The following is a 13,428-nucleotide window of genomic DNA, read 5'->3' as shown; positions in this document are numbered from 1 at the left end:
TTAGCCCCCCCTATGTCTATAATGGTTTCCCATATCAGCAAGCGTTTTGGCAGTCAACCAGCTCTGGATGACATCAGTTTTGCAACCCGCAAAGGTGAAGTAGTCGGTTTTCTCGGGCCCAACGGAGCAGGGAAATCTACCCTGATGAAAATCCTGACGACCAATCACAAAGCGGATTCGGGCATAGCCGAGGTCAATGGTTACGATGTGGTGAGCCAGCCCAGGGAAGTTCAACGCAGTATTGGGTACCTGCCTGAACACAACCCTTTGTATCTGGATCTCTACATAAGGGAATACCTGGAATTCTGCAGATCCACATATGGAGTTTCCAAAAATAGGATAGAGGCTGTGATCGGGCAGACAGGTCTTGAGCCTGAAGTTCATAAAAAGATAGGGCAACTCTCCAAAGGATACCGCCAGCGGGTGGGACTTGCGGCAGCCCTGATCCATGAACCCGAGGTCCTGATCCTGGATGAACCGACCACGGGACTGGATCCAAATCAACTCCTCGAAATCCGCAAACTGATTCGCGAGGTCGGATCTGAAAAGACCATCTTGCTATCAACCCATATCATGAAAGAAGTTGAAGCCGTGTGCGACCGTGTTTTGATCCTCAACAAAGGAAAACTTGTCGCAGATGCTACCATGGATGCGCTGCGCAAAGATGAAACCCAGGTGGTAGAGGTGGAATTCGATTACAGGGTCGAGGAAGTTTTACTGGAGCGATTACCCAATGTGGCTTCTGTTGTAAATACAGGTGGTTTTGTTTATGAAATAAGCTTCTCAACCTCCAAAGATATGCGTGGGGTCGTTTTTGATTTTGCCCACGATAATCAGCTCAAAACCCTTCAGTTGAGCCGGAAGACCAAGAATCTCGAAAACCTCTTTACCGAACTTACCGGAGGGCAGGCCGTCTAATCTTCGAGCTGAAAATCAATTGTGGTCACCACCCTGACCTTTTTTACCTGAGGGGTATTTACATCCCTGTTGGAAATGGAGAACAGGCCCTGACGCGCCACCCTTATCTGGCCGACTTCGGAATTTGAATCCCTGGCGAACTTCTCCGCCACCTCGCGGGCATTTTTCGTGGCCTCTTCAATCATCTCAGGTTTGAGCTCATTGAGTCCGGTAAAAATATACTCTATGGGCTGCCATTCATTTTTCGAACCCATAACAATTCCACCGGAAAGCAATTCCAGCGATGCCGTCAGCGCTTTTTGCAGTTTGGGAACATCGGAGGTCCTGACTGTAAACTCCGATTTTGCCAGGTATCGGTATGGAGGAGTACCCGGACCTGAGCCATACAGATTTGCCTGTGCATCATTAATATTTACCGGACCCCGCGTAATTTCTTCAGGGCCAAATCCCTGTTGGGTGAAAAATGCGTTTACCGTCTTGTTCTGCCTTTCAATTCGCTGTCTGAGTTCCTGCAGGTCATTTCCCGTTAAAATAATATTGATAGGCCAAACGGCGAGATCAGCGGCCACTTCCCTTTCTGAAAGTCCTTTTACAGTTACGTACCGGTCATACTTTTTACCGTTCACTTGTATATTCCCGATGAAATACCCCCCTGTTGCCAGAGCGAGCGAAATCAGAACTGCTGAAATCCAGATATGGCGTGTCATAAACTATCGATTACAATATTAAGGCTGCACAGAGTGTGTAAAGGATATACGGATTAAGAACTGGGTTCAGATTCCCCGAACTCCTTGAAAACCCAGTTTTTTTGTGCCTTTTTCAAGCGAGCTCCGGGTAAAATACCTCAGAACTTATTTCAGGTTTGTTTCCGGCGTACGCCTTCCCTCTTAATCTCCCGACGGTATGAGCCTTTAGGCCCTCATCGGGATACGGGGTAATCAGGCGCTGAATCTCGGCGAGATCCCGTTCATCCGCAATGGGATCCAACCATTGGTCGGCAAGCGCATCCGGAAGAATTACCGGCATTCGAGGGCCAGAGAGTTTTGGGTTATTGTGTATGTCCGAAAGCAATGAATTTCCCTCGGTGGTCACAATGCTGAAAGTGGTCAGCACCTTACCCGTATCGGGATCCCTCCAATCACTGGAAAGTCCTGCAAAAATCATCGGATGACCATCCGACCGATAAATAAAAAATGGATAAGAGGCTCCTGAATGATGGTGATGTTCATAAAACCCGTCCACATAAATCAGGCACCGGTTGTCTCTGGCAGCGCTTCTAAATGATGGCTTTTCAAAAATTGTCTCCCCTCGGGCATTCAGGGTTTTGTTCCATATTTTTTTACCCTGATCCCAATCGCGTATCCAATGAGGCAAAAGCCCCCAAATGGCTAGAATCGGAAAGTCGGGGCTTCGGGTTGTATATATGAGTAATTTCGGATGGCTGAAACCCGATGCGTGATACAGTGGCAAATCGGTCAGCGGTAATAGCTCTTCTTGTATCTGTCGGGCAGCTTCCTTATCGCCCCGCCTTAGCGCACGCTTTAGTTGGGATTCAAGGCTTGCTGCAATATCGTAACACATGATTTGTAATAAATAAGGTTTTTCGCGGGTCCCCCCCTTATTAACTTAATCTTTTAAGCTGCAACCACCAAGCATATGGCCTACACAGCGTTAACCACCTCCCTAGGGGTTGCCTTTTGTCCGCAGTTCCTCCCTCCGCATCGGCATCCCGTCGATAAGCGCCCAAAGTTGTTCCCTTGGGGTTGCCGTAGTCGTAGTGTATTTAAGCCCCCCATCTAAACCGATTAATTCCAGTCGAAAACCTTCCGCCAAATCGGGAATCCTTCCCGCCCGGGGTCCCAGTTTTTCCCATATCTCAGCAGGCAAACCGCGTGATACCTGTTCTCCGACAATCGTAAAGATGATAATTTTCCGAGTGGCTACTCCGGCTGCATCTGCCTGGAGTCCCGTCTCCATTTTTTTATACTCCGGGTGATCCAGACTATGGGTATAGAGCAGAATCACCCTGTTTTTCCAGCGAAGTGATTCCAGGTCCTGAGCGCGCACGCATAAACCAAAAAGCACAAACATTGCAAAAAATACGCCTGTAGCCCGCATCCCTTAAAAATACAAAGGAAGATTTAAAGTAATTGCGTTTTTATCCATCCACCTAGGCGAAAAACAACACCTATCCGGAAGCCCCATTGGGAAAAGCCCTTAGCTTTGGTTATGGCTATTACTCCAACTTGAATTTAGCCTGTATACCCAACTGTACCTTAATCTGGTCGAATTGGGCCGGCAAAGAGACATAGACATCCTCTGCCTGATCAGAGGCCATTCTCATGACCCCCGCATCCATGGAAGTGTTATATACACTGCTACCGCGATCACTGATATGAAGCGCCTTACCCAGCGTCTGTTCCAGGGCTTCAGCCATTAGAATACCCTGTTTCTTTGCCTTTTGGACCGCCCGAATTCTCAGGGTATCCTCAAGGGCTTTCATTTTTGAATATTCAGTCTTTGCGAGTTGAATGTTCGAAATTCCGATTTTCTCCAATTCAAATAATACCCTTCCGGCTGTCTGCGCGTCGTATAGCACCAATTCAAAAACCTTTTCCTTGAGAATATCCTGTTTGCGCAAAAAGTATTTCTGAAATTCGCTGGCCAAATCGGAAACTGTCAACTGTTTTTCCAGGTCCACACCCAGTTCTACAAGTTTGTCGCCCATCCTGCGCTCGAGCGATTCCAGGGATGTGCGACCCTTAGAGTCACTTTCCTGAATTCGTATACTCAGGTAGATCCGATCCGGGGTAACCAGGGTATCCACCTCAGCTGCGGTTTCGAGGTAGGGTTGGTCTATAAAATTTTTCGTCTGTGAAAATCCGGTCTGAAACATGGCTATACAGGCCAGAAAAAGGCATAATTTCTTCATTTTAGGTCATATTAATGGTTTAAGGTGGGACTGCCCCTCCTGCTACTATCAAAGATGATGCTAAAAATGATTTCTGCACAAAAAATTGGCAGAAGTATTAAAAAAATGATGTAGTTCCCGATTCCCCGATCAGGACCAAAGAAGAAAGATCACAACACAAAGGCCCACGAAAAGTGCTTTGTAGATGATATTGAGACGACAGGTTGTCATGATGCAAATATCTTTAATGTGAAACGTTATTGGGGGGACTTTATTATAAAGACGCAAAGATGATCATTTTGTTACATCTTTAATCGCAAGTTCATGGAATAATTGAAATTAATGGATCTGAATATCCCCATATCTGGCCATGCCTGGGGAATTTAAGACGTGTCAAAGAACCTACATGGTAAACGGGATTTTCATTTTGGCGCATCCGTTCCCAGGCTTCTCTGGAAAGGGACTCATGTATCTGCGTGAGTCCGGCTGCCGGATTCCCCCATGCGATGATACAAGGGTTTTGCCCGGAAAGATACTTTCCGATCGTCCTTATGTTTTGGGGATCTATCAGCGTTTTCCCTTTATGGATCAACTGATTGGAATACGTTTCGTACCAGGGAATCAGATTCAAAAAAACTACTTTTCCGACTTGACTTAAGACCGGATAACGATCCTGGTTTTTGTGGATGTAATTCAGAACCCTGTTAATCGTATGGTCCGAATTTCCCGCATTGGCTTTACTTGGGTTTTTCTGGATGATCAACCACGTATCCGGGCCAGCCAAATCCAGCTCCACCTCCAGGCTGTAGCGTTTACCCGCCTCCTCCTGAATCAAAACAACCTTCGCAAATCCGGGATATGAATATGGCATAGTGATAGATCAGGCATGTCCAGTTTCAGGGGCAGAGGTTTGCAAAAAACCAGGAGTTTCAAACCCAATTTCCGTTCCTAGACATGTTGGTCAAAAAGGATGGTATTGCCATCGGGATCCTGAATGGTAAAACTTCCCGGACCCGAAGTTTCTTTTAACGACTTCTGGATTACGGGAATCCCTGCTTTCTCAACGGTCTTGTATAGTTGCCGGACATCATCGTAATCGGTCTGGGTTTTGGCTTCCTGGTCCCAGCCCGGATTAAAGGTAAGGATAGACCCTTCAAACATTCCCTGGAACAATCCAATTAGGGTTTCACCATTTTTCATGATAAGATAGTTTCGGGCTTCCTCACCTGCAAATACCTCAAATCCCAGGGTTTCATAAAATGCTTTAGAAGCCGCTAAATCGGATACGGCCAGACTAAGGGAAAATGCACCTAGTTTCATTTTTAAGCGGATTTAGATTTTAGAAAAGATACGTAAAAACCGGGTATCCACCATCCCGGTGCAACTCATACCCCTAGTAGACCAGCGCCAGAAGTTCCTTGAAAAGTTTGGCCCCCAATTCTGCAGTAATTCCTTCCAGATCGCGATTGGGGTTGTACTCCACGAGGTCAACGCCAACCACCTCACCCTCGATACCCTGAATTATTTTAATAACCTCACGGGGGGTAAGTCCGCCTGATTCCCGGTGCGACACGCCGGGGGCAAAAGCCGGATCTATCGCATCCATGTCCAGGGAGACATACACGGGATTGGCAAACCTCAGGGGAAGTTCTGGCAACCCGGTATTCATGGTATACATTTCTACGTCAAAGCGCTCTGCCTGCTCTTTTTGATGTGGGTTGAGGGTTCGAATCCCCACCTGCACCAAACGCTTTGCGAGTCCATCTTCCATAATCCGCGCAAATGGGCATGCATGGGAATACGGATCTCCTTCATAGTCCTGGTAAAGGTCCGGGTGCGCGTCGATCTGAAGGATATCCAGTTCGGGGTATTTGCCCGCATAGGCCTTGATAATCGGATAGGTAATACTGTGATCCCCTCCAAGGGTAAGAAGCTTGTCACCTTTTGAAAGATGTTCTTTAGTGAGGGACTCAATATCGGGATACGCCCCGATCTCAAAATCCCCTTCATCAAAAGTTTCCCAATCCCCGAGATCCTTTAAAGATTCGGAATACATATTCATCATCCCGGAGCGCAGGGGCTCCCGGATACAGGCAGGAGCGCCGGCCGGCCCCGTTAAAAAGGAAGACCCCGAATCATAACATATGCCGCGTATCCGTATTTTACTCATAATTCGTCTTTTGCCAGTTCCCGTTCCACAATTTCCAGCACCTTATTGATCAGCTGCAGGCCCTCCCCCATGTACTGAATGCTTCCATCGTAATTCGATTGGTTCAATATTAAAATGTTGCGGAGTTTATCGGAAGCCAAAAAGGCCTGCTCGTCGGGCAGGATTAAATATTCTTTGAATTTAAATTCGACAACCCCCTGCCGCATAAGCGGAACCCAATCTTCAACAAATGTTTGTTTGAGGTCCTCATTGGCATTGCTGATTATATGGGCCTGGTCGTCGTAATAGGTACCCATCAGGAATCTGAGTTCCTTGTCAGACAACAAATCCAGTCCCCTGGACTTCAGTACTTCATAGGCATTGGTCAGGGGTTGGAACCGATCGAACTGAGCAATACTGCCCAACCAGTATTTCAGGCTATCCGGAGGAGGGGACCCCCTTTCTAAGGCGAGGATTTTCTCAGAACATTGGACTGCCCTGTTCGCATTGGCAATGATATTTTTGAGATTATCCTTGTCCTTTCTGAGATTTTCGCGAATCTGAACAAGAATCTCCTTTTCAAAAACCCTGCTTTTGCGTTGTTCACTCCAGTTGTTAATGCCAAGGGCAATTAAAATGCCAATCACCACGAGCACGATTTCACCAAGGGCATATCCCAGGTACTTCGCGGTGGAATTTCCGGGAATTAGTTTTTGGCGAACTTTTCTGAAAAAAATGAGCATTTTCTATAATTATCGCGTGACCTGGCCAAATAAATCCTCTCAAAGGCTTCGGACTATCCTCAGGTTGGCCGCACTGGGTTGGTTTGGAACCGTGGCCTGCTGATCGCAAAAAACACCGGGGGAACCAACCGTTACCTATCCCATTTTACGGAAAAGCAGCCACGAAGCGCGCCAGGGGTGCCATGCGCGCCTTATTAAGTGAAAGGGTATCTCGCTTCAAGGTATAATTATCTACCTGATCGAAAACCTTTAAAAACTCCTGCTCGGGGTTCTCCCCCGGACAGGCCATCATTGTGGAGGCAAATTGCGAAAATGAAATCCGGTTGTTATCGGTGAGTTCATATCCCCCCATAATTGTATTACACCCGCCATTTCCATTGACCCGGCCCGACCCTGGGACTAACATTAAGAAAGGTGCTGAAGGGGCTCCATCCTCAATGGGTTGTCCACCTAACTCGACGAGTTTCCAATAGACCCCCTCTATACCGGTTAAACTATTTTGTTTGCTGAGCTGATATCTCTCCGCGAGATCCGATTCATTGCGATTCCCTTTTCGATCGAGCTGGAAGAGGCGGTTTTCGCCTACCTGATACCATACGACCTCATCCTTCGATTTGGAATCCCCAAGTCTTATTTTTCCGCCGGATCCATCCCATTGAAAAGTCCCTTCCGACTTAATGACCTGTTGGTCCTTCCCCCAGTAGACGCGCTTCATCAAATAACTGCCATTTGATTCAAGCACCAACTCGGTAAGGATTCCCCCGCAATCTGCGCAGGGCAGGAAACCGTAATAGGTACCATTCCAATCTACAGAGGTACGACTGGTATCCCCCAAAGGAACGGAGTCCTGTTCCTGAATCCTTGTCATTTGTTCGGGTTTTTCTTTAGAGGGCTTACATTGGGTAAGTCCAGTGAGCAGGGCCAGTCCTAAGATCCATGCCGTGCGTTTTAATCCATTAGAGCTCATACGATCATTTGAGTTTTGCGATCCCTAAATTTAGCCAATATCTCCAACTAATAAATGCCGTGTTCCAAATTCAAGCCTCCTTTTTTCATCAAAAAAAGAATAAACATGGCCCGCCGGAATCAATTTTCCGAAGCAACTCCAGTCATAAAGCTTCGAATGTCTTTTGCAAGTTTTAAATAATCCTCATGATGGGTATACATCATATGTCCGGCCTCATAATAGGTCATCTGAATCCTTTCTGTCTCAATTCCATTTCTGGAATAGGTGTACTCCGAATCGAAGAAGGGACAAATCAGGTCGTAATATCCATTGGCCACCAGGACCTGCATCTCGGGATTCCGCCTCATGGTCTCCCCCAGCTTATGGGCAACATTTACATGTTCCGGCTCCCAATATTGCCCTTTGGGCACGGGTCTCCAGTTCCATTTACTTCCAATCTCACCGTTTGAGGTCAGGTACGGACGATCCATTTCAACATCCAGCGCATTGCGCAAATAGTGGTTCAGGGCGGCGGTATACGCGCCGCTGATCTGATAACTCGACGGATCCCCAAGATGGGGGCCATCGGAAAAAGCGTCGATCTCATTGCCCATAAATCGCCCGTCAAGACGGCCCAGGGCTACCCCCTTATCCCTGAGCAGCTCCTTTTGAAACCGGGGAACCAGAACCCTGAGGTCCGATTCGAGAATGTAGCCGGTACTCAGGCCTGTAAACCTGGCCATTTCGGCAGCCACGGCTTCTTTTTCCGTTGGAGTCAATAAAGATCCCTTGTACAAGGCAGGGATATAGGTGTTATAGGTGAATTCCCTGCACTGTTGGACAAAAGTTTCCAGAGAAGTTCCCTGCCCCGCTTTTTTATGGTACCAGGCTGTGGCCGCCATACTCGGGAGGTACGTAATATACGAGGTGATATTGTGATGGGCAGAAGTTGACCCACCATAATCCAAGGCCTGTGAAATGAGGATCAGACCATTCAATGCCATATTCTGCCCTCCCCCTTCCAGCTCCTGGGCTACAGCTACGGCACGGGTCGTCCCAAAACTTTCTCCTGCGATAAACTTGGGGGACATCCAGCGATTATGCTCGGTTATCCAGTCCCGGATAAAGGTCGCTATTGAACGGGCATCCTCATTCAACCCCCAGAAGTCTTCTACCTTTCCTTTGCCGATAACCCGACTGTAACCTGTCCCAACCGGATCGATAAAAACCAAATCGGACACATCCAGCAATCCTTCCTGGTTTTCTATGAGTTTATAGGGTGCGGCACCATCATCTTTGGTAGCATCAGAGTCCACTTGAACCAACTGCGGCCCAAAAAGGCCCATATGCAACCAAACAGAAGCAGAGCCCGGTCCCCCGTTAAAAATAAAGGTCACGGGCCGCTGGGCTGGATTTGCGGTTTCCGTGGCATTATATGAAACAGACCAGATAGAGGCCACAGGCTCCCCGGCATCATTTTTTATATAGTGTTCTGACGCATTGGCTTTATATGCAATTTTTCGATTCCCGTTCTGGATCTGATGATTGGTAACAAAAGATTTTGGGGCCGGAATAGGGCGTGTTTCTGATTCTTCTAAGGGTTTATCCTGGGCGGTGACCGAGGTGAGGAAAAAAAATATCAGGATAAATGGACTGAGGGTAAGGCTTTTAAACGTGGTGTATCTGCTCATAATTAAACATTTGTGGGCTTAAGATACGGCTATTAAAAACGAAATTCCCGGTCTTTAGAATCGAAATTTGATCCGGAGAACCGATCAGCCATTCGGAGGAATGGACTGATGCAGTGCCTCGATCACAGCGTCCAGGATGGGTTGCACTTCCGGCACGGAAGCATTTATAAGTATCCCCAGGACCAGCTGCTCTTTCGGGAACACTTTAAAATTACTATAAGCCCCAATGGCATTTCCCGTATGCCCGTAAAAATTACGTCCTTTCGCATCTGAGCTAACCTCCCATCCCAGACCGTAAAAGGTTGAAGTCCCATCAACCTCCATAGCTGTGAGAAAGTCCGATTCCAGAACCTTGGGGATGGCCCTTCCATCCAGGCAGCCAAGACCCAGGCGACAAACATCTGATACCGTTGAAAGATACCCTCCTCCTGCCAGTTTAAAACGGGTATCCACGGGTACGGATTCGCGAAATCCCCGGGGCGTCCTGCTATAAAAAGTAACCTGATCCGCTAAAGGTGCCCCCGGATTTTCCACAACCGTCGCCTCCATCTGAAGTGGATCCAGCACCCGTTCCAACACGAGTTCATGAAACGGTTTTCCAACTGCTCGTTCCATGGCCAGGGCGAGGAGAACAAAATCGAAACTCGTATAATTATATCCCTTTCCAGGTGTAAATTCCAGAGGATCACCGATGAATAACTCAAGACTATCCGAGATACTCATTGGCTTGTTCAGGGCAAATTCCTTCCCTTTGTAGGACCGGATACCCGCAGTATGAGAAGCGAGTTGTTCCAGGGTAACCCTTCCGTGGGACACTGGAAATTCCGGAACAAAAACGCGGATATCCTCCTGAAGGTCCAGGATTCCGTCTGAGACTAAACTCGCGAGGGCACAAGAGGTAATCGGTTTTGAAATACTCGCAATCCGAAAAATTGAAGCTTCAGGGTCTACCCCTGTCTGTTCACCCAGGTCTGCGTAGCCATAGCCCCCGGAGAACCATTCCTTACCCTTTAGAAGTGCTTTTATCGACAACCCCGGAACTTTTTCCCGGGCGATCAGATCGCTTAAAAGGGCATCCGCCAATTCCAGCCCGGAGGTACCAGAAGGGGAAGGATCGGATTTTCCGATATCCAAGATACTGCGGAGGATATTCCAGGGCGTTCGCATTTTAATCCATAAATATAAGCCGTCCCCTAAAGGTTTCCTCCACATCAACCTCAGGGGGGCGTTCAAAACTCAGAACATCCCCATATCCATTGATGATTCCCGAAATTCGCATTATTGGACTCACAGAAATATCATTACTCCCCCTGTGATTTACCCGAACCGTTTCCGACAGCAATTCCCGGGCATCTACTTTGGAATCTCCCGATGCAATGGTAACCAAAAACTGACTGGCCTGCCCCCTCAGCTTGAAATAGGCTATTCCATTGGAGACCACCGTGAGTCGGTTCACCTCAAGGTCGAGGTCAAAAGAACCATCGTTTGTGTTTGTCTCCTGATTATTAAAACTTTCAGAAGTAAGGCTGAGGGTATCGAAGGGCAGTACTCCTTCGCTGCGAATGGGCCATCCGGTGCTGCTTCTGATAGCTTCGAGGTCCGGGGTGGTAACATAAAAAATGGTCTTGCCATAGGATCGGAAGAAATTGCAGGAATTTGCATCCCTGAGCTCCAGTATTCCATCCACGACCTCGGCGGTTACTCCCGCCCTCAGATTTTTACCCGTTTCCAGAATTACTTCCTGCCGGGACCCGTGTTTTACAACCAGTTGAATATTCTCAAAAACGGTGATCCTGGAAAATTCAGAAACCTCGAGGGTTACGCGTTCCAGGTCGCCAGAAGCCTTGAAGCAGTCGGGGCTGTCCGCCCCGCAACCCGCTCCGAGAAGCGTCAGTAGTATGAGTGATATCAGGTATAGCCTTTTCATTTGCTCATTTGCTTTACAATCGTATTCCGACACCGAATTCAATTCCCTCTGCCTTGGCTCCATGGGATTTCAAGCTGATAGCTCCGAACCATTTCGAACCAAAATACCTTTTAATTCCCACCCTGTTATAGACCCTGCCCTCAAAATCAAAAGGGTAATACACATAGTATCCCAACTGGGTGATAACCGTCAGTTTGTTTATAAAGAGTTCATGTCCGATAAAAACACCCACCCTTTTATAATCTGCATTGGGATCTACAGGCATTTCAGGGAATGAATTGGACTGAAACGCAATGAGTTCTTTGAGAAAGTTAGAGAAAAACACATCTGTTCCTACCTGTATTGCACTCACCTGGGCCAACCGTTTATCGGCATAGGCAGAAAAAATGTAAAATGGAAATTGGCCTGAGCCGACCACATCACTTTCATTAATTCCTGAACGAAAAACCAGGTTGAGCCGAACACCCTCGGTTACAGGCTCTTTTGGCCAGCGTTTGTACTCCTCGATACCGGGCTGCTCTGCCTGGAGTTCATAGAGTATCCCGGCCGTTAGCCCCAGGGTGTTGGTAGAGGTGTTGGGGGCCCTGACATTCGCATTGGAATAGTGTACCAGGGTAATCCCGGCGTTTATTCCCAATCGGTTCCAAATACGCTCCTTGTTGAATTGAAGCATCAAATACGTTGAGCTCATAAAATCGGAACCATACGCATTGTTCCTGAAGTTAGTTATGGCGTCATAGGGGCTGGATGCATAGGCTATTCCCTGCCCGATACGCATCTTGAGATGCCGCTTGAGCAAATAAAAATTATAGTGCAGGTACAGGCCGTAATTTTTCCCCAGGGTAGAGGTACCCATATCCTGATAGATAAAGGAGATGCCCTCGTCGGGAAATCCAAAGCGCTGCTCCCAGGCTTCTTCCCCGAATGTCTTGCGGTTAAAACCAAGTATGACGCCCCCCGGATGCTCCCGTATCAGATGTGAAATATCGGGGTTGTGAAGTAAAATGGATCCGTAAAAAGGATTCAAATCCAGGTTCCGGACTGCCTTGGTTTTTTGAGCGTGAACGACCATTGACCAGGAGAAGGCCAAAAGAACAAAGCAAATCCTTTTTCTCATGGGCGGTAAAGGTAAGTTTTTTGAAAGAAGTCGGATCGGTTCCACAGGGGTGGTTCCGCTTAGAAAACCGCCTCAGCAATGGCCTTGATATTATCCGATTTACCCATTGAGTAAAAGTGGAGAACTGGAACCCCGGATGCTTTGAGCTCCCGGGACTGATGGATCGCCCATTCAATTCCCACCTGTCGCACCGCCTTATTATCCTTGCAGCCTTCCACAGCCTCAATGAGATCTTCGGGGAGGTCCGTTCTGAAAACATGCGGCAACAATTGCAGGTGCTTTTTTACGGCAATCGGTTTTATCCCGGGGATTATAGGCACTTCAATCCCCATGGCTCGAGCCTTGTCGACAAAATTATAATACTTCTGATTGTCAAAAAACATCTGAGTCACAATGTACTCCGCTCCAAGCTCAACTTTGTGTTTCAGCCATTTTAAATCTGTGTTCAAAGAAGGGGCTTCCATATGCTTTTCCGGATATCCGGCAACCCCGACGCAGAAATCCGGACACTGATCCGTTTCTACCACTTCATGAAGGTAAAGCCCTTTATTGAGGTTGACAATTTGGGTAACCAGTTCAGAGGCATTCGCATGGCCTCCGGGGGTTGGCGTGAAATACTTTTCCTCCTTCATGGCATCTCCTCTGAGCGCCATAACGTTGTCGATTCCCAGGTACTGGCAATCCACCAATAGATATTCGGTTTCCTCCCGGGTAAACCCACCACAGAGCACGTGGGGAATCGTGTCTACATCGTATTTGTGTTTAATCGCAGCGCAAATACCAAGGGTTCCCGGGCGCATCCGGGTCCGGCGTTTGTCCAGCAGGCCTTCCCGATCGATATAGATGTATTCCTCCCTGGAGGTCGTGACGTCGATAAAGGGCGGATTGAATTCCATCAGGGGATCGATGTTCCTGTACAGTTCCCCGATCTGCTTCCCCTTTACCGGAGGAATTACCTCAAAGGAAAACAGGGTATCCCCTGCTGCCTTAATATGTTCTGTTACTTTCATAAATTATGTTTACATC

General features: G+C 47.7%; 15 protein-coding genes. 1 reads left to right on the top strand and 14 read right to left on the bottom strand.

Annotation, left to right across the window (positions count from 1 at the left end):
- Positions 1–12 precede the first annotated feature (12 nt).
- Positions 13–918 carry a gliding motility-associated ABC transporter ATP-binding subunit GldA gene (gene gldA / locus QU605_RS13640; protein ID WP_289725875.1) on the top strand — a complete coding sequence of 302 codons (906 nt, stop codon included), beginning with the start codon at positions 13–15 and terminating at the stop codon, positions 916–918.
- Here the strand turns inward: gldA and QU605_RS13635 are convergent.
- The 14 genes from QU605_RS13635 to metF form a co-directional block, all read right to left on the bottom strand.
- The gene (locus QU605_RS13635; protein WP_289725874.1) at positions 915–1,625 is read right to left on the bottom strand and encodes an SIMPL domain-containing protein; all 711 of its coding nucleotides are present in this window, start codon (positions 1,623–1,625) and stop codon (positions 915–917) included. The genes gldA and QU605_RS13635 overlap by 4 nt on opposite strands.
- Before the next feature lie 112 nt (positions 1,626–1,737).
- Positions 1,738–2,499: an SOS response-associated peptidase gene (locus QU605_RS13630; protein WP_289725873.1), complete on the bottom strand. Its 762-nt coding sequence runs from the start codon at positions 2,497–2,499 to the stop codon at positions 1,738–1,740.
- Between the two features lie 102 nt (positions 2,500–2,601).
- Positions 2,602–3,036 (bottom strand): DUF4174 domain-containing protein, encoded by a 435-nt coding sequence (locus QU605_RS13625; protein WP_289725872.1) that lies wholly within the window; start codon positions 3,034–3,036, stop codon positions 2,602–2,604.
- A 118-nt stretch (positions 3,037–3,154) separates the two neighbouring features.
- Complete coding sequence (locus tag QU605_RS13620; protein WP_289725871.1) at positions 3,155–3,850, bottom strand: SIMPL domain-containing protein; 696 nt, start codon at positions 3,848–3,850, stop codon at positions 3,155–3,157.
- A gap of 301 nt (positions 3,851–4,151) precedes the next feature.
- The gene (locus QU605_RS13615; RefSeq protein ID WP_289725870.1) at positions 4,152–4,700 is read right to left on the bottom strand and encodes a DUF1643 domain-containing protein; all 549 of its coding nucleotides are present in this window, start codon (positions 4,698–4,700) and stop codon (positions 4,152–4,154) included.
- Positions 4,701–4,777: 77 nt separating this feature from the next.
- A complete protein-coding gene (locus tag QU605_RS13610; protein WP_289725869.1) occupies positions 4,778–5,149 on the bottom strand; it encodes a VOC family protein in 372 nt (123 codons plus the stop codon).
- A gap of 73 nt (positions 5,150–5,222) precedes the next feature.
- A complete protein-coding gene (gene speB / locus QU605_RS13605; RefSeq protein WP_289725868.1) occupies positions 5,223–5,999 on the bottom strand; it encodes an agmatinase in 777 nt (258 codons plus the stop codon).
- Complete coding sequence (locus tag QU605_RS13600; RefSeq protein ID WP_289725867.1) at positions 5,996–6,721, bottom strand: DUF6090 family protein; 726 nt, start codon at positions 6,719–6,721, stop codon at positions 5,996–5,998. The genes speB and QU605_RS13600 overlap by 4 nt, the downstream gene beginning before the upstream one ends.
- A 145-nt stretch (positions 6,722–6,866) precedes the next feature.
- On the bottom strand, positions 6,867–7,688 hold the full coding sequence (locus QU605_RS13595) for an META domain-containing protein (RefSeq protein WP_289725866.1): 822 nt from the start codon (positions 7,686–7,688) through the stop codon (positions 6,867–6,869).
- Positions 7,689–7,807: 119 nt separating this feature from the next.
- Complete coding sequence (locus tag QU605_RS13590) at positions 7,808–9,358, bottom strand: S10 family peptidase (protein ID WP_289725865.1); 1,551 nt, start codon at positions 9,356–9,358, stop codon at positions 7,808–7,810.
- A gap of 84 nt (positions 9,359–9,442) precedes the next feature.
- Entirely contained in the window at positions 9,443–10,525 is a 1,083-nt protein-coding gene (locus QU605_RS13585; RefSeq protein WP_289725864.1) for a serine hydrolase domain-containing protein, read from the bottom strand.
- A 1-nt stretch (position 10,526) separates the two neighbouring features.
- Complete coding sequence (locus tag QU605_RS13580; RefSeq protein WP_289725863.1) at positions 10,527–11,285, bottom strand: head GIN domain-containing protein; 759 nt, start codon at positions 11,283–11,285, stop codon at positions 10,527–10,529.
- Positions 11,286–11,298: 13 nt separating this feature from the next.
- On the bottom strand, positions 11,299–12,402 hold the full coding sequence (locus QU605_RS13575) for an acyloxyacyl hydrolase (protein ID WP_434967935.1): 1,104 nt from the start codon (positions 12,400–12,402) through the stop codon (positions 11,299–11,301).
- A gap of 59 nt (positions 12,403–12,461) precedes the next feature.
- The gene (gene metF, locus QU605_RS13570) at positions 12,462–13,412 is read right to left on the bottom strand and encodes a methylenetetrahydrofolate reductase [NAD(P)H] (RefSeq protein WP_289725862.1); all 951 of its coding nucleotides are present in this window, start codon (positions 13,410–13,412) and stop codon (positions 12,462–12,464) included.
- Between the last annotated feature and the right edge of the window lie 16 nt (positions 13,413–13,428).

The organism is Robiginitalea aurantiaca (genome assembly GCF_030380815.1).
GTDB classification, from domain to species: Bacteria; Bacteroidota; Bacteroidia; order Flavobacteriales; family Flavobacteriaceae; genus Robiginitalea; species Robiginitalea aurantiaca.
The sequence above is the reverse complement of the archived record's forward strand: the minus strand, read 5'-3'. Positions and strand labels throughout refer to the sequence as shown.

Excerpts from the sequence above, each read along its gene's own strand:
- gldA (WP_289725875.1), top strand. The coding sequence starts at position 13 with ATGTCTATAATGGTTTCCCATATCAGCAAGCGTTTTGGCAGTCAACCA.
- QU605_RS13635 (WP_289725874.1), bottom strand. The coding sequence starts at position 1,625 with ATGACACGCCATATCTGGATTTCAGCAGTTCTGATTTCGCTCGCTCTG.
- QU605_RS13630 (WP_289725873.1), bottom strand. The coding sequence starts at position 2,499 with ATGTGTTACGATATTGCAGCAAGCCTTGAATCCCAACTAAAGCGTGCG.
- QU605_RS13625 (WP_289725872.1), bottom strand. The coding sequence starts at position 3,036 with ATGCGGGCTACAGGCGTATTTTTTGCAATGTTTGTGCTTTTTGGTTTA.
- QU605_RS13620 (WP_289725871.1), bottom strand. The coding sequence starts at position 3,850 with ATGAAGAAATTATGCCTTTTTCTGGCCTGTATAGCCATGTTTCAGACC.
- QU605_RS13615 (WP_289725870.1), bottom strand. The coding sequence starts at position 4,700 with ATGCCATATTCATATCCCGGATTTGCGAAGGTTGTTTTGATTCAGGAG.
- QU605_RS13610 (WP_289725869.1), bottom strand. The coding sequence starts at position 5,149 with ATGAAACTAGGTGCATTTTCCCTTAGTCTGGCCGTATCCGATTTAGCG.
- speB (WP_289725868.1), bottom strand. The coding sequence starts at position 5,999 with ATGAGTAAAATACGGATACGCGGCATATGTTATGATTCGGGGTCTTCC.
- QU605_RS13600 (WP_289725867.1), bottom strand. The coding sequence starts at position 6,721 with ATGCTCATTTTTTTCAGAAAAGTTCGCCAAAAACTAATTCCCGGAAAT.
- QU605_RS13595 (WP_289725866.1), bottom strand. The coding sequence starts at position 7,688 with ATGAGCTCTAATGGATTAAAACGCACGGCATGGATCTTAGGACTGGCC.
- QU605_RS13590 (WP_289725865.1), bottom strand. The coding sequence starts at position 9,358 with ATGAGCAGATACACCACGTTTAAAAGCCTTACCCTCAGTCCATTTATC.
- QU605_RS13585 (WP_289725864.1), bottom strand. The coding sequence starts at position 10,525 with ATGCGAACGCCCTGGAATATCCTCCGCAGTATCTTGGATATCGGAAAA.
- QU605_RS13580 (WP_289725863.1), bottom strand. The coding sequence starts at position 11,285 with ATGAAAAGGCTATACCTGATATCACTCATACTACTGACGCTTCTCGGA.
- QU605_RS13575 (WP_434967935.1), bottom strand. The coding sequence starts at position 12,402 with ATGAGAAAAAGGATTTGCTTTGTTCTTTTGGCCTTCTCCTGGTCAATG.
- metF (WP_289725862.1), bottom strand. The coding sequence starts at position 13,412 with ATGAAAGTAACAGAACATATTAAGGCAGCAGGGGATACCCTGTTTTCC.